The organism is Mesorhizobium sp. M1334, assembly GCF_040317995.1.
Classification (GTDB): domain Bacteria; phylum Pseudomonadota; class Alphaproteobacteria; order Rhizobiales; family Rhizobiaceae; genus Mesorhizobium.
In genome coordinates, this window is the sequence record NZ_JAMYLM010000018.1 from 85,251 (window position 1) to 105,916 (window position 20,666).

Consider the following 20,666-nt stretch of genomic DNA (forward strand, 5'->3'; position numbering starts at 1 on the left):
TATGCATGTCGATCTCGCTCGCGACTTCCATTTTCCATTTCGAGCCGAGTTTCAATTTAGCCCGAGGCCGCTCTGTCACGCCGCGTGGTCGCTCATTGACGGTCAGTTGGACGGTTAGCCAGTGCGAGGATTACCACCTCTATCGTTTCGCCAAACGAGGCGATGCGCAAGCCTTCATCGATCATTTCGGCGGGGCATTTCGTTCCCCAAAGGATCGCGGGAAGTCGGGCGCGCGCGGAACTCGCAGCAGGAGGAGTCCGTCCGACCTAATGACGGATTGCCAAAGGCAAGCCGTCACTGGACCAGCCGAAGGAAGTCCTTACCCGCGTAGCTCCTGTTGCCTTGGCGAGCGTTGGTTCCGTCAGTTCCCCCGTCGCCGCCGGTATTCCCTTCGAGGGTATCGAAGGTTGTGGATCTTAGTGCCAGTACAATGCCCACGTGGGTCCAGTCGGTTGACTTACGACGCACCACAAAAAAGCTGCCAGGCAGTACTTTTGACTTACGCGCGATCGGGTCTGCGACATCCTTCTCCTTGATGAGACGGCCTGAGGCTTTGGCATCGGCTACCAGTGCATCAACTCCGACCTGGCGCGTGAAGGGCGTCGTCACGCCGAGGTCGCGCGCGGCTTGGGCGACTATTAGGCATATGAAGCCGGCGCACCACTTCTGTGCTTTGCCCTGCTGCCCGCGCATAAAAAGCCTGACCCACGGACCCATGTTGTTTCCCCCGATCTCGACGGGTCGCTCCCTGATGTGCTGTTGGGCGACTTCGATCACGGCGCTCTCCAGCGTCGGTGCCGGTCCATGATCAGCCGGCGCCAGCGCACGACGCATCGGAGCGGTCAGCAGCGCCCAGGTTTCCGCGTCGAGCTCGCCGGTAGGCTGGCGCCCGCTTCTCATTTGGAAAGCCCTGAGCTGCGTCTCGGTCGAATCGCCGTAGTCCTCATCAATCGAGGTAACGCAGTCGTGGATGTTGAGCCACTCTTGGATGCGGCGCACTGCCGCCTTCTCCGCCTTGGTTTTGCCCCCACCCTTCTTGAACCGACCCGGATAGGTGAGTTCGGCGACGGCGGAGTCGAAGTCTGGCCCGCTGATATCGATCTTGATTGTGGCGGCGTCGCCGGTGGCGACCGCCGGGTTGTCCTCCACTTGTTGCTTGTCACCGATGATGACCGCCCCAAGATCGACGAGTGCATTGAGCACCACCGCTGCGCCGACCTGCTGGGACACCGCCTCGGGATCGAAGACGTGATCAGCGACGTATTTGCCCTTGCGATAGTGCTGGCTGCCGCTCCACAGGTATGGTGTCGGGATGCCGCGTCGCTTGTACTCGTTGTTGATGCCATTGTAGCGGTGCCAGTGGTACAGGGCGCTCGCTATTGACCAGTCGTCGATCTTGTCGAGCTTCTCGTAGGCAATCGCATCGCGCGCGCTCTCCTCCCAAGTAAATGGTGGAGAGCCGGCCGGCGGCCTGCCCTTCGGCACGCGCACGGTGCGCGCCTCTAGCGGATCGCCATTGTGCAGATGCTGGTCGAATCTTAGGCTGCACTCCATCGCGTGGACAATCGCGATGAACCACCACGGCACCTGTGTCCCGGCGACGGCCGCTGCGTAGCGCGACTGATTGGCGACTATCTTCTTCGCGATCGCATCGGCTTTCCTCACCCAATCCGGCGACACAGTGATCGCCTTCCACAGCTCGGAATAGACTTCGGACCAACCCTCACTGACGACCGGCACCGTATCGGGCTTAATAGCCTCGGGCGACGCGGATGGCGGCGGCTGGTCGGGGCCTTCATCCTCAAAGTCATTCTCCGGCAGCGCGTCGACAAACGGCCGCTCGTGATCCTCCGGCGCCTCGGCGGTTCCAAACGGCCAACCGCGCGCCCTTCTGGTCAGCGCGTCGACCTTGGCGCGCAAGCCATTGAGGCGCACAGCTACCGCGGTCAGCGCCTCGATAGCAAGGTCGTCGAGGGCATCGTCTATCTGGCCTGCGAGCGTGGTCAGTTGCGCCATCTCGGCGGTGTCGCCCCGCGCCTTGGCTTCTTGGAACGGCTGAAAAAGGCTAGCCCGCATGCTCTCGAGCTCAGCCTTGATCTGCGGAAGTGACGACATCGCCCAATCCCTCCTTAAGGCCTCTTGCGGATATCCTGCACCTGCACCGCCAGCACCTGCAGCTCGACGGAGGCCGCTGTCAGCGCCGCGAGATCGCCCGGCGACGCGCCGGACATGGCAGTGGCGACCGCGGTTTCCATTGCCGCGAGGCTCCTGTCGATAAGTACCACCCAGCCAGCGAGGAGCTCGCGGTCTTTCTCGAGCTCGGCCACGTTCGACGAGGGGATTCCGGTCGGCGTCTCGAGTGAGCCACGCTGCACATATGACCGCTTCATGATTTCGTACATTGCAGGCGTGCCCTCGCGCATCGCGAGCATCAATTCGCGCATAGCGGGATATGCCTCGATAAGCTGCCTGCGGAACGACTCGCGGCTTGCATGGGCCCCAATCCGCTGGAAAATCGGCACCGCCTGGTTGGCGGCGCCGGCTGCCTGGCTCACTAGTTGACTCGCCCCTGGCACTAGGGCGGCTGCTCCGGTCGCCGCGCCAAGCGCTGTAACCGTGCCGGCAAGCGCCACCGTTAGCGTCCCGGCCCTCGCGACAAGCGCCTCGGCTCTTTCGCCGCTCGCCAGCGCGCCCAGCGCGTCATTGTAGTCCTTGAGCGACTTCAGCGAGGCGCGTATAGAGGCAGTTATGGGCGGATCGCCGATGTCGATGTAGTACGCCGCTTGGTCCGGATTGAAGTCCGATGCCGAGGTCCCTGCCATCCGTCGCCGAACCACAATGCGCTCAGCTCGCGCCACTCGATCAAGAACAGTCTGTCCCTGCTCGTATTGCTTCCCGAAAGCCTGAACATAAAGCTGAAACTCAGCTACGCCTGAGACGCAGCTTGCGAGTGAAATACTGTAGAAAACAACGAGAACGGCAGAAAGTAGCTGCACATTCGGGCGCAAATGGCCCATTATTCCACCCCCGCGTCAATCCGAGGTATACCGTAGGGCCAAAATAGAGATCTAGCAAGCTAGTTCTGAGCAGTTTTGGAGAGCTAAGTATTCGGAACAATCCTGCTTCCTTGACAGGCTGCTAAGATGTGTCTCGCTCGTGAGCTTAAGGACGCCATGATCGCCGTCCGGGCAAGTTTTGCCAGCTATGTGGATGAATTGAGAAACACTTCGTAAGAATGTGCAAAGACCAAACGTTCAGGCCAGTGTACGCTCGTGCAAGAGACCTATTGGCTGAGCGAAGCGTGCCGGAGAAGTTTGGTTTCCAGCGCCGTTCCTCAAATTCGGACCAATTCTCTGGTGCTCATGCCCCCGGGAAGGCCTACGCCTGCGTGATGTGCGCCGAAGTTGGGGTGACCTTGCCCCTCTGATCTAATCCGGTTTGAAGTTCGTTCTGGCCCATCGAGAGGACCAGGACATGAAACGTAGCCGCTTCTCTGAAGAGCAGATCATCGGAATTTTGAAGGAACATGAGGCCGGGGCATCGGTTGCCGATCTGTGCCGCAAGCACGGGGTCAGCGACGCCTCGATCTACAATTGGAAGGCCCGCTTCGCCGAGCAGACCAACTACGCCAGCTATGGCGAACGCCTCAACACCGGCTTCCAGACGCAGAAGTCCTATATCGGCGAACGTTTCGATCCCGAGACAGGGCTCCTCTACCTCAATGCCAGGTACATGGATCCGGTGCTCGGCAGGTTCATCTCGCCCGATGATTGGGATCCGACCAAACCGGGTGTCGGCACCAACCGATATGCCTATGCCCAGAACGATCCGGTCAATAAGAGCGGTGCGAATGGTCCCTCTCGAGAATTTGTGATGACCGTTCGCGACGAGTCCAACGAGACGTTCTTAGAGGCTATGATCAAGTTTGAGATGCGGGCGCGCTAGCTCTGCAAAGATGGTTTCCGATTGGTATCACTTAACAGACAGCTCTCGCTTACAAATAGACAGTTCTCGGTTGAATGAGCGTCGCGCGCGCGCAGACATCGATGACCTTCGGCTCTCCCTTGACGAAACCCGCCGCGCAATTGCGGCATCCCGTAAGCTGCTGGACCGGATGGCGAACCGGTTCGATGAACACGAGTGGAAGGGGAACTTAGAGCGGAACGAGCCCGCCGACCAACCCAGGTCGTAGGGAACAACGCAGGCCCTCCCGGGTTTAGATCTCGCAGCGGCGTGTGTTCTCCGTGGATGTGCAGCCGCTGTAGGCGGTCCGTCGCCGTTCTCACGGGCGGCGGGCCACCTGTTTATGCCCTTGGGGAGTAACGTCCCCTCCTCTTTTGCAGCAGCCAGGAATGCTTTCCTCGGTTTGACGCTCAGCCAGCCGCTAGGCACCTTCTTCGGTCTTCCCCTGTTTGGCCAGATCAATGGCCGCAAGTAATGACGCTAAGGTCGGCGGCAGTTCTGGTTCGACTGCTAGCCTTAACAGCTTGTGCATGTCACGACGATTGTCTTCGGAATGGATCAGTTTCAGAAATGCTTTGGAGACAGACGGATGGCCTGCTTTGTTCTTCTTGGTCATGTGCAGGGCGTCCCTTCCCCGTCAGCCGCAACTCGCCCGAACGGAAATGGTTCCAACCACGAGGCCGGGAATGTTTGGTAGAAATTTCTGCGCTCCGTGCCCTCTCGGTCCTATAGGGGTAGAACCAATGGTTTCCATGAGGACTATTCGTGGAGGTCGAAAGCGACTGCCATTCCAAGGCCGGGGCCGCACTGACTATAAGATAGACCAGCTCATCGTCAGTAACCAGCAGATACGGAGAGTCTCGGCGTATCTCTGCGATGGTCTCCTTTACGGATAAGACTTCACCGCGAGAGGCTTGCAGGATCACTTTCTGAACAAGGTCCTTCGTGGCAGCTGCGGCGGGTGGAGAGTTCGATTGATCGCCCATCCTGGGAGCCCCCTCAAGCTAAACCCAAGCGATCATTGATGATCCACAGTGGTAAAAAATCAACATACGATTTCGTGTGAAGGGGGTCGGAATGTTTGGTAGAAATTTCTGAGCGGGGGATCGGATAATTGGCTCGCGCGAGGCTCCCCCATGCCCCCTCCGCTTTCCGCCAGCGAGGCCGTAACATGTTCTGTCGGAGAGTTGGACCCCAACTTGGTGAGTCTGAGCCAGAAGTTACGGAGCAAGCAGCCGTTCTGCATCTATTGTACCGGATCGGCCCGCGGCGTCGACATCGACCACGTACCGCCAAGGGGGCTGTTCGATGGAAAGTGGCGACCGAAGGGCGGGGAAGTTACGACCTGCAAGCAATGTCATGAAGGCACACGCGAGATGGACGATGTCGCGGCGTTCGCAAGCCGCTTCCTGCCCAACCCGACGACGGCTGAACAGCATGACGGCGTCAAGCGGTCAGAAGGCCACATTCATCAGCAGCGTGAGGTCGGCGGAGAGGGCGGCTTTCGGCCAAATAGCAAAATCGAACTCTTCGACCGAGATGCGCAGCGCAAAGTTGCGGTTCGCGTCGTGGAAAACGTAGTCGGTTTATGGTCAGACCTTCCCGTTCGCCACTGCTCTTTGCAGCAGCGAGACAATCATCATGTCCATGGAAAATATCGCAGGTATCCGCGAGTGTGGAGAAGCGGTAACGCTCTATCGATCGAACCCTCGCGCATTTTGCAGCACGACAGCGTCCGTGCCTCCTTCGTCAGCCCGCGACTCCTTGGCGCTCGAGCAGTTGTTCAAACTCGTGTGTTCGTCGTGGTTCGATCTTGTCCCAACAAGCGGTCGTCATTTCAGAAAGCCGGCCTGCGGCAGCCGAGTCACGATTGGGAGGACCGCGCGCAGCCGTTGCAAGATGCCGCACACGCTCCTCGAGCGCCTCGTCCACGAGGCGGCGGATGGCGCGCACGCAACGGCCGCACTTGGGACTGCCGAGACAGCCATAGACCTGACTAATCCAGCGCGTCCGCTCCGCCTCGACGGCGGAGCGGACATCCTGATCGCTCAACACATTGCATGAACAGATGATCATGGCGCGATGGCTCTCGACGGAGATGGGCTAGGTTGGGCGTCACCCAGCAAGCGGTCAGTAGTCCCAAACCGCCGGTACGCAACGAAAGGCGTCGCCGTCGACCGCCACATGGCAGACCGACGGGAACGGCAGGTGAGTGGCCACCAGCGGCTCGCGGTTCGCCGCGAGTTCCCGCATAAGACTGACGCGGACGCGAGCCGCCTCCTCGGGGTCGTGTTCGAAGCCGTTGTGCCAGTCGGGATGGTCGAATCCGACCTGGAACACGAGGTCCCCGGCGAACGTCAGCCGGTCGCCGCCTGACGCCAGACGGACCACGCTGTGCCCGGGGGTGTGGCCTCCTGTGCGACGGACGACCACCCCCGGCGCCACCTCGTGTTCGTCTTCGAACGGGCGCAGCTGGCTGCGGTACTCATTCACGAACCGCTTGGCTGCCCGCCGAAGCGCGTCTGGAAACCCCTGCGGCATGGACACGCGGGAGAAATCGGGCGATTCCCAGAACTTGATCTCAGCGGCTGCAACGTGAATCCGCAGGTGCGGATTCAGCCGCTCCTTCACGCCGTCGATGAGCAGCCCGCCAATGTGGTCCATGTGCATGTGGGTCAGCACCACGTCAGTCACTGATGCCAGATCGATGCCGGCGGCCTTCAGTCGATGGATCCACTGCCCAGCCCGCGGCAAGTGCAACTCCGGGTCCGCCCCCAGCCCAGCGTCAACGAGTATGGTTTGGTCGCCGCTGCGCACCACAGCCACGTTCAGCGGCCACTCGAGCGTCTCTGGCGAGAGGAACTCGTCCTCCAGCCAGGCTGTCCGGACGGCCGGGTCGACGTTGTATGCGATAGTCGGGGCTGGAATTGGTAGGATTCCATCGCTGACCACGAGCACGTCAATCTCGCCGATCTTAAGTGCGTAGCGCGACGGAACCAGCTCGTCGGTCCCCGGTCGAGTGGAAATGTCGTCCACGTTCATGTTTGTGCTCATGGTTGTCTCCTGTTGATCGCCTTTGCCACGGCCATATCGGCCGCCTCCGCCGCTGGCCCCCGTGGATTGGCATGTGCCTCCATGGACGGCCACACGGCGTCTGCACACGAGATTGCGCCGCCGCGGCCTGCGCGACCATCAAACGGAAGTATCGGTCAGGCAATGCGAGGGTCCATGACCGACCGTTGCAAGGGCGGATGATCTCCCGCAAACGTCGAAAGAGACCGCTTCGAGCAGGGAATAGCCGCTGTGAGCAACTTGTAGCAATTGCCGGACGGCTCGTAATCGTAAAGCGTGATCATCGGCGGCTCCTAGATATCCTGCTGCCGGTCTCGCAGCCGCATAAGCGCTCTCGCGGCGGCCGTCCGGCCGCAGGCGGGCTGACTGCTTTGGTGACTGCTTAACGAGAAATCAGACTGGCCGCCGGCAAAGGTTGGATCGCGCTGGCGCTGGCAGTGTTCGCGACATGGCACCCGCTGCGCGTCCTGCTCGGCGGCTGGCGGTTCGGCGGCATGACGATCCTGCAGGGACAGGCGCGGGCTCGGGCCCCCTCGGAGCAGCTATTGGCCCTGCCCTACCTGGCGGCCATCGCGGTGTTGGTGCTGATCTCGCACAACCGCCAAGTGCTTGCCCCGCGCTTTCCGGCTTCGCTGGCAAGGCCTAGCTGGGTGCAAGTTACACTTGGCTGTTTCGCCACCATTCGATCTAAGGCGACCACGCGCGATAGCGGTTGTCCAAATGGACGCATGGAAGAGTCGACTATGTCCCCAGTCGATCGAATGTCTGCTTACAGGCAAAGAAGAAGGTGACTCTAGCGTCTGACATGAGGCGCGAACATGACCTCCAGCATTGTCACCCGCGATCCCCGCTTCCGGGCGGAGGCACCGAAGGCGACGCGTTGAGGCGGTCATTTACTGCATCATCAGCGTCGGTCGAGACCGTTGCGTTGCGCTCGTCGTGGCGGGATCAGCGGGCAGAAAGGTCCGCATGCAGTTTTGGTTCGGAATGGAATATCGCCGGCAGGTCCGGGGTGGTCTTATTTGACGGTCGAAAACTCAAAACGATCGAAACGGAAGACTGCCGTATACTCGTTGCGTCGCTCCGGCGTCCCGGCAGGATTCCGGAAGATCGCGCCGCAGGTTGTCTGAACTTTCGGAATGGCGTCGCACAGGAAGTTCTGCTGCACCCAGCTGGTTCCTTTGTCTATCCATGCGCCTCCCCCGCGGAGGTCACGACCGAGGATGAGCGACCTGATCTCCGAACCGGTAAGCCGGTCCTTCGCATCCAGATCGACCTCTTCCGGCAACTCCGGCAAACCGGCCTTGTCCAGGCCGTCCAGCAGACGCCCGATGTCAGTCGGGTTCTTGAACACAAAATACCTCTGCGTGACCAGCTGATTTGCCCCTCCATCCTTTCGTTCCAACATGACGTTCCTTAGCCTGTCACTATAGGCCGCGACCTGGTCGCTGCGCCCGAGATGTGCGTAGGCCGAAACCAACACCTGCAGGCCATAGAATTTCGGCCATGGATCGGGCGATTGGAGATCGATCCTTTCAAGGTAGTCGACAGCTTCCTCGAAACGACCCTGGCCAAATTCAGCCAGCCCAGCCAGGTAGTGCCGATGGTCGTTGCCGCCTGGGTCGACACGGTTGGCCGCGACGAGGTAGTCGCGCGCCTCGTTCGGCCTGCCATTGAAATTCAGGGCTTCTGCCAGCCCGACATAGTTCAGGGGATCGCTCGGATCGAGCGCCACTGCCTTGAACATAACCGCGACTGCCTCGTCGGACCGGTGTTCGCGAACTAGCAAACTGGCGACGAGCTGATAGTAGGAGGGCGAAGGATGCTTGGCCGCTTGGTCCAGGTACTTGTAGACGTTGTAAAGCGCGCCAATATCCGAAACGGCCAAAGCCTTGCCCCGCGGCCCGTCCATCTCCCAATAGGCCCATGCGAGCGAGGCTGCCGCCGCGCCGAAATTCGGATCGAGTTCCAGCGCCTGCTGGAGAAACCTCACCGCCTGCGCAAACTCGTCTGGAGTATTGCGACGATTGTAGATTTCCAGGCCCTGGAGGTAAGCTTCGTAGGCTGCAGGATTGCGCGTGCCGCCCGCGACATCTGCCTTGCCTTGGGCGCTGACGAGACGGAGCTTGAGCGCGCCTGCGATGCTGACGACGACCTTGTCCTGCAGCGCAAACACATCCGTCCACTGGCCGTCGAAACGTTCTGCCCAGAGATGACCGGTGGTCGAGCCGTCGATCAATTGCGCGTTGATACGCATGTCGTCGCCGACCCGACGTATCGAACCCTCCAGTATGTACCGGACACCAAGCGCTGCGGCGACCTCAGCGGGTTTAGTCTCCTTGTCCTTGTAAGTGGAAGCCGCGTTTCGCGATATGACGAACAGGCCGGGCACGCGTGCAAGTTCTGTGGTCAGGTCCTCGGTGAAACCGTCTGCCAGATAGCCTTGCGCCTTGTCGTCGCTGAGATTGTCAAATGGAAGCACGACGAGGGATGGCCGGGGGTCGGCTTTCGCATTGGCCGTCAGAGCGGTGGGCCGAGGCGGTGACTCCCACGGTCGCCACCACGCTGCTGCAAGGCCTACTGCGATAACAAGGACCCCAATAGCGACGGCCAGATTGCGCCTGAAGCGTGGGTGTCGATTGACAGCCATGGGCTTTCCCGCCACCGCGGGATCGACCAGCACCCGGTACGCCTGCACCCGTTCTGCGATGTTCTTCAGCTTCTGTTGGCCCATCGGCTCAAAGCCGAAAGCCAACTTCTTCTCAACCTCTTTTGCGACCTTTGCCGAGACACAGATGCCGCCAGGTTCCGCCAGTTGTTGGAGCCTGGCAGCGACATTGACGCCCTCGCCATAGCGGTCCTCGCCCTCGACAATCACCTCGCCGAGATTGATCCCGATCCTGACGCGAATCCGATGATCCTCGGAAACGGCGGCGTTGCGTTCCGCCAGGGCGTGCTGCAACGTCACGGCACATTCGACCGCGTCCACGACGCTGGAGAACTCTGCCAGCAGGCCGTCGCCCATCAGCTTGAAGGTATGGCCATGGTGGCGGGCAATTTCGGGTTCGAATAGTTCCTTGCGGCCTGCCTTGAGACGCTCGAACGTGCCCTGTTCGTCCGGCTCCATCAGTGCGGAGTAGCCGACCACGTCCGCGGCAAGAATGGCAGCGAGCTTTCGCTCCATGACTGCCCCCCATTGGATAGCATCACACTGCGCGACTGATAGTACCACAAGCTAGGGAAAAGCGCATTGGAGACGCCGGCTTCACGTGCCTATCAGCCGGTGGCACGCGAGATCGAACCACGTTGTCGGAACCGACGCAGATGGTGCGACCTCAACGGTTCAGGGCGTCCAGCGCCCTTTGTGCCGCGATGAGGTCGACGATTGGATACTTAGTGTCAAATGTGTGGACCACCGCTTGCAGACGCGTCGCGGCTTCATGGACACGACCTTGCCGTGCCAGAACTGGTGCCAGTTGCCTTGTGGCGCGAAGCTCGAAAAGCCTCGCTTGCTGACGACGGGCAGTGGCACTTGCTGTTTCGAATAGGTGCGCGGCACCCGTGAGGTCACCCCTATCCGCGGCAATCTGGCCCCGAAGGCGGATACATTCTGCCAGATAGCTCGCCTCGTCCGTGTCGAAAATGAGGGTATCGACATCATCAAGCATTTGCGATGCGTGTTCGATGCGACCGGCCCGCAGGAGAAGATCACAAAGTTCGCATGCTTTCTCAGGGGTATGAAATACGACGCCCTGCCCACGCCAAAGAACCATACTCTCCCGGACGTCATCGATGCCGGCATCCAGTTCACCTAAATGCGAGCGGGCATGGCCACGCCACCTAATGCCGCTGCTTCGACGCGCCGCGTAGCCATGCCGATCGCAAATCTCGACGATCTTCGTAGCGTTATCGAGTAATTCCTTGTATTGGCCGAGTAGCGCGCACAATTGGCACTGCACGAGAAGATGCCACGCGAGGTCGAAGGGCTTATCGAGCTGGTCAAAATCTCGCATCAGGCGCTCTTTCTCTTCGACTGCAGCATCAAAGAAACCCAATATGATCAGCGATTCGCTAAAATATGCCTGGGCAGACACACGTTGATCCGCACCGGCGAACGAAATGCGACGACTTGGCTCAACACGATCAATCAGATCTAAGGCATTCCGCAAAGCCTCCGCTGCCAGTGGTTGTTCTCCTCGGTTGGAATGAGCAATTCCCTTCGTTGCCCAAAGACCACTCAGATAGGCCGTCGGAAGGAGATCGGCACCGTTTGCGAGCTGCTCTTCGGCCAGGGTCAGGTAATCGTGATTGCGCCCAGTGGCATAAAAAAATGGAGCGAGTGAAAGCGCAACGTCACATTGCAATTCGACCGATGCCGCGTTCGCGGCGGCAAGACGTGCATCCTCAAGGGTCTTCCCAAGGCGCTCAGAACGATACCCTTCAGCCTGCATCAAGGCATTGGCCATCGCAAGGTGGAGACGTGTCATCCGTTCGGTGCCGCCGGAGACATCGCCAATTCTCCTGCTGCAGTCGATAGCACTGGCAAAGTGCGACACGGCTTCCCGAGTGGCAGCTCTGGCCACGGCGGCCTTTCCCGCCTTTTGCCAGTGATCGAGCGCGCCTGCCCAATCCCCAGCTTCCTGAAGGTGGTGGGCGAGGAGCTCGGGTTGCGCTTCAGTTATTTCGGTCCACTTTTCCTCCAACACATCTGCGGCACGCTTATGTAGCTCCTGGCGCTTAGTGCGCAGCAGCGTGCCATACGCTGCGTCCTGAACGAGCGCATGCTTGAAGAGGTAGGTGGCCGGTGGCCGCGTCCCGCGGCAGAACACCGCGGCCACCTGCCCACCATGCAAGCCTAGTGCACGCGCGCTGGAAGCGGCCGGCGCCTTCGACCTTAGGTTCATCGCCCGCCCTATGCCTTGCCGTATGCGCTCTGGCTGGTGTCGGGCGTATACATCAGTCCAACACGCTTGCCGCCGAATTTGGCGCATTTCAGCTTCGGAATGAGATCGTCCGCCATCGCTGGCGCGTCCGGACCGGACCGATCCCGCGGGCTTCACGATGTCGAGCACTTGGCGATGGTGGCATGGCGCCGTCTGGCAGTGCGCCGTCACGGCCATTTTCGGGTCCAGAGATTGAACGTCCGGCCCCTTTGGCATTCGCCGGATAAAACCGGCGTTCTTCGCGCCGCCTCCAGCCCGTCATCCATTGGGTCAGATCAGACCGTATTGGCGAGCCTTGTTGCGCAGGAATGGCAAGCCATTGCCCATCACTTCGGCCTCGTCCTTCGCGACTGGCCGCCAGACGGAGAGGCCGTAGGAGACTTCCGGCGGCATGTTGATGAAGCTTTCCATGGCAAGTCCGCCCTTGAAGCCGATCGCCGCGAGCGTTGCGTAGATCTCGTCCCAGGGGCAGTTGCCGGTGCCTGGGGTGCCGCGATCGCTCTCTGACAAGTGAATATACTTCAGGTGATCGCGAGCGGCCAGAATACCATTGGCGGCCCCTTTCTCCTCGATGTTCATGTGGTAGGTGTCGAGATGAACAAAGATGTTGTCGGCGCCGATTTTCTCGAGCATCCAGACGGCCTGCGCGCCAGTATTTATAAGGTGGTTCTCGTAGCGATTCACCGCCTCGATTCCGAGCTCTATGCCCCGGATCTTGGCGTGCTTGGCGGCGACGGTCAGCACATGCGCGATGTTGTCGTATTCCTTTTCGGTGGGGGGCAGGCCGGTGCGTTCGCCAATACCGCCGAAAATCACGCCGGAAAGCGCCAGCGCGCCCATCTCTGCAGTCTTGTCGATCGCCACTTCGAGATGCTCGATGGCGGCATCCGGCCGCACCGAGGCCCAGGCCCGCTCGGGAAGGCCAAGCGAGCAAACAGCCGGAAGATTGTGCTTTTCGAGCAAGGCGCGTGTGTGCACGGCATCGACCGCCGGCGCGTTCAGAAGCGCGATCTCGATAAAATCCATGCCGTACTTGACAGAAGCGGCGATCGCCTTCTCTGCGCCGGCCCGATCCCAATTCATCGTCCACATCGAGGTGTGGACCCCAAATCCATGCATCTAACTCACCCTTTGTTTGTGTTTAGTAACTTGAGGCGCCCGGCAAGCCAGCGCAGGATCATCACGGTGATCATCAAAATGCCCCAGACCGCCGTCGCTAGATGCTGGTTGGCGCCCATCAGATTGAGTCCCGAGGACAAAAGCTGGAGCACCACCAGCGCGACGAAGACAGGGATCACCCGACCGAAGCCGCCGAACGGATTGACCCCGCCAAGAAAGCAGGCAAGCACAGTGATCAGAAGGTAGGACTCGCCGTGTCCGATACGGACCGAATTGAAGCGCGCCAGCATGATAATGCCGGCGACCGCACACATCGCGCCGGATAATGTGTAAACCAGAACCTGCACCTTGCGCGTATTGATGCCGGAGTAGCGCGTGGCCTCGATGTTGGAGCCGATCATATAGGTGTTGAAGCCCAGCTTCATGCGCGTTAGCAGGAGGTGCCAGATCAGCACACACGCGATGAATATGAGCAACGGAACCGGGATCCCAAGAATCGAACCGTAGCCGATCGGCGCCAGGAAGCTGGGAAAGCCGGACACGTCGCCGCCGTGGGTCAGGAACTCACCAAGACCGCGCAGGAAAATCATCATCGAGAGCGAGACCAGGATCGGGTGAGCCTTGGTGTAGGCGATGACCAGCCCCATGATCAGCCCACTTAGTGCTCCGACCGCAATGGCAAGGATCGCGCCAAGGACAAAGGCACCGATGCCCGCACCGACGCCGCCCTGGCTTTGAAGGATCCAGGCGAGCGTCAGCCCGGCGATGTTGGCCGTAAAGGTGATGGCCAGGTTCAGGCCGCCGGTCAGGATCGGCAGCAGCATGGCCAGTGTGAGAAGTCCGAGCTCCGGCAGCTGGAAGGCGACGGATCCAAAGGTAGCCCGGGAAAGGAAGTTGGGTGCGGCAATGCCGAACACGATCATGACTGCCACGAACGCGGCAAGCGGACCTGCCAGTTCGGGGCCGAGCAAGTTGCGGACGCGTTCAATCACAACCGTCATGAAGGCATCCGCCGGCTTTTCAGGAACGGCAGCAGCCCTTCAATGCTGGTGTTCGAAAGGGTAATGGCGGCCAGGATGATGGTGCCGACGATCATCTTGAACGCGAAAGGCGACACGCCCATCAAATTAAGTCCGTTTTGGGTGATCGAGACCAACAGAACGCCAAGGATGCAGCCGAGCACGCTGCCTTTGCCGCCGCCAAGCCGCGCACCGCCAAGGACCACGGCTGCCAGGACGTCGAGTTCGCGCCCATATAGGGCGTTGGGCACCACTTCCTGCGCGTAATGCGCTTGGACGAGACCGGCGATGCCCGCCATCAGGCCAAGCCAGCCGAACGCGATAAATTGCATGGACCCAACATTGATGCCGAAGCGGCGCGCGCCTTCCGGATTGTCGCCGAAAGCGTAGAGCTGGCGACCAGTGGTCGTGCGCGTGATCAACGCCCAGGTAGCGAATACGCAGATCGCCATAATGAGCACGGGTAGGGTGATCTCCGCCCACGTGCCATCAGCCATCTCGCGCTCGAACAGGACCACGCGGGCGGTGAGCCAGTCCGGCAGATTGTAGATTGAAACGCCGCCTGTGAAGAACATCAGCAAGCCGAAGAAAATGTTGAAGGTAGAAATCGTAGCGACGATCGAGATGATCCTGAACCTGTGGATCAGGAAAGCATTGATGCAGCCCAAGGTGACGCCCAATGCACCAGCGATGGTGAGGCCGACAATCCAATTCCCGCCGCCGATCCAGCCAAGGACGATTGCCGTCAGATATTGCGCGACGGAGGCAGCAACCGCGAAGGAAATATCAATGCCGCCGGCAATTAGCACGACGAGCAGACCGACGGCGAAGATGATGTTGACCGAACTTGTGTTCAGGAGGTCAAACGCATTGCCGAGGGTGAAGAACCGGTCTGTCGCAAACGACAGGAAGGCGCAGATGACCGCGATCACGGCGAGCAAAGCCAGCTCCGTTGCGTGAGAGCGGACAAACCTACGCATAGACCGCCGCTTCGATCGCCTGGAGGGACGTGACGCCGGGAACATATTCGCCGACAATGCGCCCCTGAGCCATATGCAGCACACGGTCCGCGTTGAAATAGACTTCAGGTACCTCGTCCGAGATCAGGATAATCGACAGGCCGCTGTCGGCCAGCTTGGAAACGATATCGAATATGCCGGCACGCGCGCCAACATCAACACCGACCGTCGGTCCGTCGAGGATCAGCAGTTTCGGTTCAGTCGCCAGCCATTTTGCAATGGCGACACGTTGCTGATTTCCCCCCGACAGGGTCGAGACCGCGTCTTCCTGCTTTCCGATCCTAACGCCGAGATCCCTTATCCAACTACTGACTAGGGATCGTTTGCGATCGCTCGAAATGAGACCGCCAGAGAGAATCTTGTCCAGCGAGGCAATGACCATGTTGTCGGCAATTGCCTGGGGTTGAATGAGACCTAGCGACAGCCGGTCTTCCGAAAGATAGGCGACACCGGCGGCGATCGCGTCACGGTTGGAACCGAAGCGGACCGGTTTGCCATCCAGCACAACAGAGCCGGACCTCGGCTTGCGCATGCCGAACAAGGTCAACGCCAACTCGGTGCGCCCTGCCCCGAGTAACCCTGTGACGCCGAGCGTCTCGCCGCGGCGGACCGTCAATGACACATCCTCGAATTCGCCAGGCCGCGACAACCCCTTGACCTCGAGCGTAACCGGGCTCGTGCTCAAATCGCGATGCAGGACGGAATAGTCGAAGGTCTTGCCGGTCATCAGCTCTGTAATGCGCGACTGGGTCAGACCTTTGGTCGGAAAGACGCCAACCAAGGCGCCGTCGCGCAGCACCGTCACACGACTGGAGATTTCGAGAACCTCCGCCAGGCGATGACTGACGAACACAACGGCAACGCCCGACGCCGACAGGTTCCGCACAATGTCCAGCAGATAGTCGGTTTCAGATTGAGTGAGCGACGCCGTCGGCTCGTCCATGAAGACGAGCTTCGCCTGGCCGACGAGGGCGCGCGCGATTGCCACGATCTGCCGCTGTGCGATGGGAAAATGGTGTAGGGCGAGATCGACATCGAGGGTAATACCAAGACGTTGCAAGGCGTTGGTCGCGACACGGCGCATTTCGGCATAGTTCACCAGCCGCGGCCAGCGGCCGATGACAGTCTGGAACGCGATGTTCTCGGCGACAGTCATCTCGGGAAACAGGGCGAGGTCCTGCCAGATGACCTGAATCCCGCCGGCCTGCGCCGCTACCGGCGACATGTGGGAGTAGCTCTGGCCGTCATAGTCGATCACGACGCCCGCCTCGGGCTTGTAAACGCCGGTGATGACCTTGATCAGCGTGCTCTTGCCGGAGCCGTTCTCGCCGGCCAGGCAATGCACCTCGCCCGGCAGCACCTCAAAGCTGACATTCTTCAGCGCCTTCACGCCGCCGAACGTCATGTTGACGTTGCGGAGCGACAGCAACGGCCGTGATGCGACGCCATCGAGTGCCTGATCAGCCATGGAGTTGAACCCTGGATCCAATCGCGTTAACACATCCTCAGCCGGGCAGGCTCGAGGCCAGCCCGGCTGCCACAGCCTTGGGAGGCTTTACAGACCCATCGCCGCGAGGCCGTCGACAGTGTCCTTGTTGATCGGGACCAGTTGATCGACGATGATGTTATGGTTTTCGAAGTCGGGCTTGACTGTCCCTAGCCCTTCGATCGTATCGCCATCCTTGACTTCTTTGCCCTTCATGAGTTGGTCGGCCAGCGTGACGAAGACCTCACCCGCCTGCTTTGGATTCCACATGAAGCCGCCGGAGATCGCATCGCTCTTGATGAGCTTCTGGCCCTGCCCCGGCGAGAATGGGCCGAGCACGAATATCTGGCCCACCTTCCGGCGCTCTTCGATTGCACGGCCAGCGCCAATCGGGCCTTGGCTGCCGAAGGCAAGGAAGCCTTTCAAGCCGGGATTGGCGGAAATCAGGTCAAGTGCAGTGCTGCGGCTCTTGTCCACATCCTCGGCGACGCCATAACGATCGCCGACCAGCTTCATGTCCGGATGGTTCTTCTTCAGATACGCGATTGCCGCATCGGCCCAGGCATTGTGCAGCGGCACTGTCAGGGAACCAACGAAGACTGCATATTCACCTTTGCCGCCCATCTTGTCCGCCAAGAGCTTCGCATGAGCCTCACCGAAGCCGGTCGCGGACGCGAGTTCGAAATCCCAGTCGGCGCCCTTCTGGCCGGGCGATTCATGCGTGATGACGATGATGCCGGCGTCCTTCGCCTTCTGCAGGACAGGTTCAAGCACCTTCGCGTCATTCGGCACGACACCTATGACCTTGACGCCCTGTGCGATCAGATCCTCGATGGCGCGAACTTGCAGTGCCGGATCCGCACTGGTCGGGCCAACCATGAATGCGTCGACGCCGAGCTTCTGGCCGCGCTCCTTGATGCCCGCCTCCATTGCGTTGAACCAGGGAATGCCGCCGATCTTGACGACGACGCCGACCTTGCCGGCCTGCTGAGCCATGGCAGCGATTGAGCCGCCAAGCACAAGGGTCGCGGCGAGCGCCGCGATCATCAATTTTTTCATCTGAACTCCTCCCATAACGTTCCCATTAGGAACATACCTCCGCCACCGATTTGCGCTTGCACAATCGATGGTGCAAAGACTATCTTGCATCAGGGTGCGCTCGTCAAGGGAGATATTGCTCCAACCGAATATTGCTCTAAAGAGACCCTCCGGAGGGCCAGATGGATCAGCAGGTCAAGAAGAAGGCGACGATCTATGATCTGTCCGTGCTATCGGGCAGTTCGCCGTCGACCGTGAGCGCAGTGCTGAATGGCACTTGGCGCAAGCGCCGCATTAAGGAAAGTACGGCGGAAACAATTCTCAGCCTCGCCGAACGCCACCAGTACACCACCAATCTGCAGGCGCGAGGCTTGCGACGGTCGCGATCTGGCCTCGTCGGCCTGATGCTGCCCATCCACGACAATCGCTACTTCTCCTCAATGGCGCAGACATTTGAGGGACATGTGCGCAGCCGCGGTCAATGCCCGGTCGTGGTCAGTGCCAGCCGCGACCCGGAAGAGGAACGCCGGACCGCGGAGACGCTGATTTCCTACTCAATCGACCAGCTCTTCATCGTCGGCGCCACCGATCCCGACGGCGTGCACGAGGTCTGCGAGGCGGCGGGACTGAGGCATGTCAACATCGACCTCCCGGGAGCAAAGGCGCATTCGGTGATCAGCGACAACTATGAGGGTGCGCGGATGCTGACGGAGGCAATCATCCGCCAGTTCGGCAATGATGACCCCCTGCGACCGGACGAGCTGTTTCTGTTTGGTGGCCGCAACGACCACGCAAGCCGCGAGCGCATCGCCGCCTTCCATGCGACCAAAAAGGCACTGTTGGGCGCCGACCCTGATGACGGAGTACAGTCCTCCGGCTATTCGCCCGACATAACATTGCGTGCCTTCGAGGCATTTTGCCAACGCCATGGCAAGTTGCCCCGCGCATTGTTCATCAATTCGTCGATCAATATGGAGGGTCTGCTGCGTTTCATGGCGGGCCGGCCGGCGGAGATGTTTAGCGAGCTTGTCGTCGGTTGCTACGACTATGACCCCTTCGCCTCTTTCCTGCCTTTCCCCGTAATCATGGTGCGGCAGAATTTTGAGGCGATGATTGCGAAGGCGTTCGAACTGATCAATGAACCTCCCACGGCCCCGCAGATTTTCCTGATTGCGCCGGAGTTGATCCAGCCCAGGTCTGCCCTGAAAGGGCCGCTGGACACGTTGAAGGATATGGCGTGAAGCGCCCCAAGAACCGGTCTTTGCACAGCTCTCTTCATCCAGGCATCAACGCCTGGCACATGTAGCGTCTTTATGGAAATCAGCGGCGGCAGCGGAACAGTGGCGCGCAGGGAAGTTCGGCGCTCGCAGCAAACCTTTCCTCACAGTATTGCTGCTGGATCAGTTGCTCCGATCGGCTCGCGTCCTTGCTCTGGATACGCAAGCTCGCTGGACTCGTTATCTGTTGAGTAGCCTCAGGAGAAAGTTGAGAATGAAACCTGGCGGGCGCCCTTCGGTTGCGCGCGGCCGGGCGGTGAAGGCCGGCGACGTGCTGCTGTCGAAGCGATGATGCCGAACGCGACGGCACCATAGCCGAGGTGCTGGCCGGCGACTGGCTCGATGCCACGGATCCGCTGATCGCATTCGGGTGAATGGCAACTCGACCAAAGGGCCCACGTCTTATTGCCGCGACTTGCGGACGTCGTGCGGTGTGCAATGGAGGCGGCAACGAAAACATGCGGGCTGAGATGCGCCCCATCGCAAGACTGAGTGCGGCCACGCCGTCGAAGCCCTTTTGGTGGAACCGGATGCGGATGTGGCAATGCCGGTGACTTTTTAGACAGCGACGGGATGTTTCCTGTTCAGTCGTTCCTGCTGCGGCGTCTGGGCGTAGAGTTCCCGGTAGCATTTGGAAAAATGCGACGCCGAAACGAAGCCGCACGCGATGGCCACTTCGACTATGGGCAAGGCTGACTGGATCAGCAAATGCCGCGCGCGCTCAAGGCGGATATCCAAATAATAGCGGGCCGGGGAGCGACGCATTTCGAGATGGAACAGACGCTCGATCTGCCGTCGCGAGAGCCCGACATGGTCGGCAATATCACCAATCGATATCGGTTCGGACGGATTGGCGTCCATGAGTTCTATGATCGTCAGCACCTTGGAGTTCTGAACGCCAAGCCGTGCTCGCAGAGGAAGTCGCTGGCGATCGCTCGGGCTGCGTACTCGATCGGTCAGCACCTGCTCACATACGTTCCTGACCAGAGTGTCGTCGAAATCATCGCCGATCAGCTTCAACATCATGTCGAGAGCAGCAGTCCCGCCGGCGCATGTATAGATGTTCTGGTCGACCTCAAAAAGGTCGGCAAAAACGTTGGCGTTCGGAAACGCCTCGGCGAAGCCAGGCAGGTTTTCCCAATGGATGGCGCAGCGTTTGCCAGAGAGCAACCCGGCAGCCGCGAGCACATGCGCACCAGTGCAGAGCCCGCCGATCGCAACACCGCGATTATGTTCCTCGCGCAACCAGGCAAAGGCCGACTTATTTGAATAGCGCTCGATGTTGATGCCGGTGCAGACGATGACCATCGATGCCCTATCTGGGCCAGCCATCTTACGCCGCTCGTCCTCCAACGACGTGTCCACCGAGCACAACACGTTGTTCGAAGCGGGTACAGGCTGCCCGTCGATACTGGCGAGCCGCCATTTATAGGCTTCGTAACCGAGCATCCGGTTGGCGATGCGGATAGGCTCCAGCGCCGTCACAAAGGCGACCATGGTGAAATCCGGCACAAGGAAGAAGACGAGGGAACGCTTGATGCGATGTTCGGCTATATTCATTGGGCTAACGTTGGTGTTGCGAACAGGATGTCGCGATTGCGTTGTCTACGCCAGACGCGGCAACAACGGTACTTCATTCCACATGGTGATGAGATTCCGTCGCAGCATGCAATTTATCATATTTTCCTTCCCAAGAGCATGAGAACGGTGGGGCGGCCAGGCAGGTTCCT

General features: G+C 60.1%; 15 protein-coding genes. 2 read left to right on the forward strand and 13 right to left on the reverse strand.

Annotation, left to right across the window (positions count from 1 at the left end; all coding sequences use genetic code 11):
• Positions 1–294: 294 nt before the first annotated feature.
• Together NKH17_RS24960 and NKH17_RS24965 are read right to left on the reverse strand one after the other, a co-directional pair.
• Positions 295–2,115, reverse strand: a complete 1,821-nt coding sequence (locus NKH17_RS24960) for a peptidoglycan-binding protein (protein WP_352900824.1) — start codon at positions 2,113–2,115, stop codon at positions 295–297.
• Positions 2,116–2,129: 14 nt separating this feature from the next.
• A complete protein-coding gene (locus NKH17_RS24965) occupies positions 2,130–3,017 on the reverse strand; it encodes a hypothetical protein (protein WP_352900822.1) in 888 nt (295 codons plus the stop codon).
• 457 nt (positions 3,018–3,474) lie between these two features.
• Here NKH17_RS24965 and NKH17_RS24975 point away from each other — a divergent pair, with 457 nt between their 5' ends.
• Positions 3,475–3,945: an RHS repeat-associated core domain-containing protein gene (locus NKH17_RS24975; protein ID WP_502910626.1), complete on the forward strand. Its 471-nt coding sequence runs from the start codon at positions 3,475–3,477 to the stop codon at positions 3,943–3,945.
• Positions 3,946–4,384: 439 nt separating this feature from the next.
• Here NKH17_RS24975 and NKH17_RS24980 read toward each other — a convergent pair whose 3' ends face one another.
• The 10 genes from NKH17_RS24980 to NKH17_RS25030 form a co-directional block, all read right to left on the reverse strand.
• Entirely contained in the window at positions 4,385–4,579 is a 195-nt protein-coding gene (locus NKH17_RS24980) for a hypothetical protein (protein WP_352900820.1), read from the reverse strand.
• A gap of 1,133 nt (positions 4,580–5,712) precedes the next feature.
• A complete protein-coding gene (locus tag NKH17_RS24985) occupies positions 5,713–6,039 on the reverse strand; it encodes a (2Fe-2S)-binding protein (RefSeq protein ID WP_352900818.1) in 327 nt (108 codons plus the stop codon).
• A 54-nt stretch (positions 6,040–6,093) separates the two neighbouring features.
• The gene (locus NKH17_RS24990; RefSeq protein ID WP_352900817.1) at positions 6,094–7,017 is read right to left on the reverse strand and encodes an MBL fold metallo-hydrolase; all 924 of its coding nucleotides are present in this window, start codon (positions 7,015–7,017) and stop codon (positions 6,094–6,096) included.
• Positions 7,018–8,053: 1,036 nt separating this feature from the next.
• Positions 8,054–10,219 (reverse strand): adenylate/guanylate cyclase domain-containing protein, encoded by a 2,166-nt coding sequence (locus NKH17_RS25000; RefSeq protein WP_352900815.1) that lies wholly within the window; start codon positions 10,217–10,219, stop codon positions 8,054–8,056.
• A 151-nt stretch (positions 10,220–10,370) separates the two neighbouring features.
• The gene (locus tag NKH17_RS25005) at positions 10,371–11,873 is read right to left on the reverse strand and encodes an ATP-binding protein (protein WP_352900813.1); all 1,503 of its coding nucleotides are present in this window, start codon (positions 11,871–11,873) and stop codon (positions 10,371–10,373) included.
• Positions 11,874–12,248: 375 nt separating this feature from the next.
• The gene (locus NKH17_RS25010) at positions 12,249–13,097 is read right to left on the reverse strand and encodes a sugar phosphate isomerase/epimerase family protein (RefSeq protein ID WP_352900811.1); all 849 of its coding nucleotides are present in this window, start codon (positions 13,095–13,097) and stop codon (positions 12,249–12,251) included.
• 5 nt (positions 13,098–13,102) lie between these two features.
• Positions 13,103–14,098: an ABC transporter permease gene (locus NKH17_RS25015; protein WP_352900808.1), complete on the reverse strand. Its 996-nt coding sequence runs from the start codon at positions 14,096–14,098 to the stop codon at positions 13,103–13,105.
• Positions 14,095–15,096: an ABC transporter permease gene (locus NKH17_RS25020; RefSeq protein ID WP_352900806.1), complete on the reverse strand. Its 1,002-nt coding sequence runs from the start codon at positions 15,094–15,096 to the stop codon at positions 14,095–14,097. Before NKH17_RS25020 ends, NKH17_RS25015 begins: the two co-directional genes overlap by 4 nt.
• Entirely contained in the window at positions 15,089–16,603 is a 1,515-nt protein-coding gene (locus tag NKH17_RS25025) for a sugar ABC transporter ATP-binding protein (RefSeq protein WP_352972575.1), read from the reverse strand. The genes NKH17_RS25020 and NKH17_RS25025 overlap by 8 nt, the downstream gene beginning before the upstream one ends.
• A gap of 87 nt (positions 16,604–16,690) precedes the next feature.
• The gene (locus tag NKH17_RS25030) at positions 16,691–17,680 is read right to left on the reverse strand and encodes an autoinducer 2 ABC transporter substrate-binding protein (RefSeq protein ID WP_352479380.1); all 990 of its coding nucleotides are present in this window, start codon (positions 17,678–17,680) and stop codon (positions 16,691–16,693) included.
• Between the two features lie 161 nt (positions 17,681–17,841).
• Between NKH17_RS25030 and NKH17_RS25035 the strand changes: the two genes are divergently transcribed.
• Positions 17,842–18,900 carry a LacI family DNA-binding transcriptional regulator gene (locus NKH17_RS25035; RefSeq protein ID WP_352479381.1) on the forward strand — a complete coding sequence of 353 codons (1,059 nt, stop codon included), beginning with the start codon at positions 17,842–17,844 and terminating at the stop codon, positions 18,898–18,900.
• Between the two features lie 594 nt (positions 18,901–19,494).
• On the opposite strand, the gene NKH17_RS25040 is transcribed toward NKH17_RS25035, so the two are convergent.
• Positions 19,495–20,496 (reverse strand): GlxA family transcriptional regulator, encoded by a 1,002-nt coding sequence (locus NKH17_RS25040; protein WP_352900801.1) that lies wholly within the window; start codon positions 20,494–20,496, stop codon positions 19,495–19,497.
• Between the last annotated feature and the right edge of the window lie 170 nt (positions 20,497–20,666).

Bases quoted from the DNA above. Each gene is read 5' to 3' on its own strand.
- NKH17_RS24965 (WP_352900822.1), bottom strand. From the start codon at position 3,017: ATGGGCCATTTGCGCCCGAATGTGCAGCTACTTTCTGCCGTTCTCGTT.
- NKH17_RS25040 (WP_352900801.1), bottom strand. From the start codon at position 20,496: ATGAATATAGCCGAACATCGCATCAAGCGTTCCCTCGTCTTCTTCCTT.
- NKH17_RS25015 (WP_352900808.1), bottom strand. From the start codon at position 14,098: ATGACGGTTGTGATTGAACGCGTCCGCAACTTGCTCGGCCCCGAACTG.
- NKH17_RS24980 (WP_352900820.1), bottom strand. From the start codon at position 4,579: ATGACCAAGAAGAACAAAGCAGGCCATCCGTCTGTCTCCAAAGCATTT.
- NKH17_RS25020 (WP_352900806.1), bottom strand. From the start codon at position 15,096: ATGCGTAGGTTTGTCCGCTCTCACGCAACGGAGCTGGCTTTGCTCGCC.
- NKH17_RS25035 (WP_352479381.1), top strand. From the start codon at position 17,842: ATGGATCAGCAGGTCAAGAAGAAGGCGACGATCTATGATCTGTCCGTG.
- NKH17_RS25030 (WP_352479380.1), bottom strand. From the start codon at position 17,680: ATGAAAAAATTGATGATCGCGGCGCTCGCCGCGACCCTTGTGCTTGGC.
- NKH17_RS24960 (WP_352900824.1), bottom strand. From the start codon at position 2,115: ATGTCGTCACTTCCGCAGATCAAGGCTGAGCTCGAGAGCATGCGGGCT.
- NKH17_RS24985 (WP_352900818.1), bottom strand. From the start codon at position 6,039: ATGATCATCTGTTCATGCAATGTGTTGAGCGATCAGGATGTCCGCTCC.
- NKH17_RS25025 (WP_352972575.1), bottom strand. From the start codon at position 16,603: ATGGCTGATCAGGCACTCGATGGCGTCGCATCACGGCCGTTGCTGTCG.
- NKH17_RS24975 (WP_502910626.1), top strand. From the start codon at position 3,475: ATGAAACGTAGCCGCTTCTCTGAAGAGCAGATCATCGGAATTTTGAAG.
- NKH17_RS25010 (WP_352900811.1), bottom strand. From the start codon at position 13,097: ATGCATGGATTTGGGGTCCACACCTCGATGTGGACGATGAATTGGGAT.
- NKH17_RS24990 (WP_352900817.1), bottom strand. From the start codon at position 7,017: ATGAGCACAAACATGAACGTGGACGACATTTCCACTCGACCGGGGACC.
- NKH17_RS25000 (WP_352900815.1), bottom strand. From the start codon at position 10,219: ATGGAGCGAAAGCTCGCTGCCATTCTTGCCGCGGACGTGGTCGGCTAC.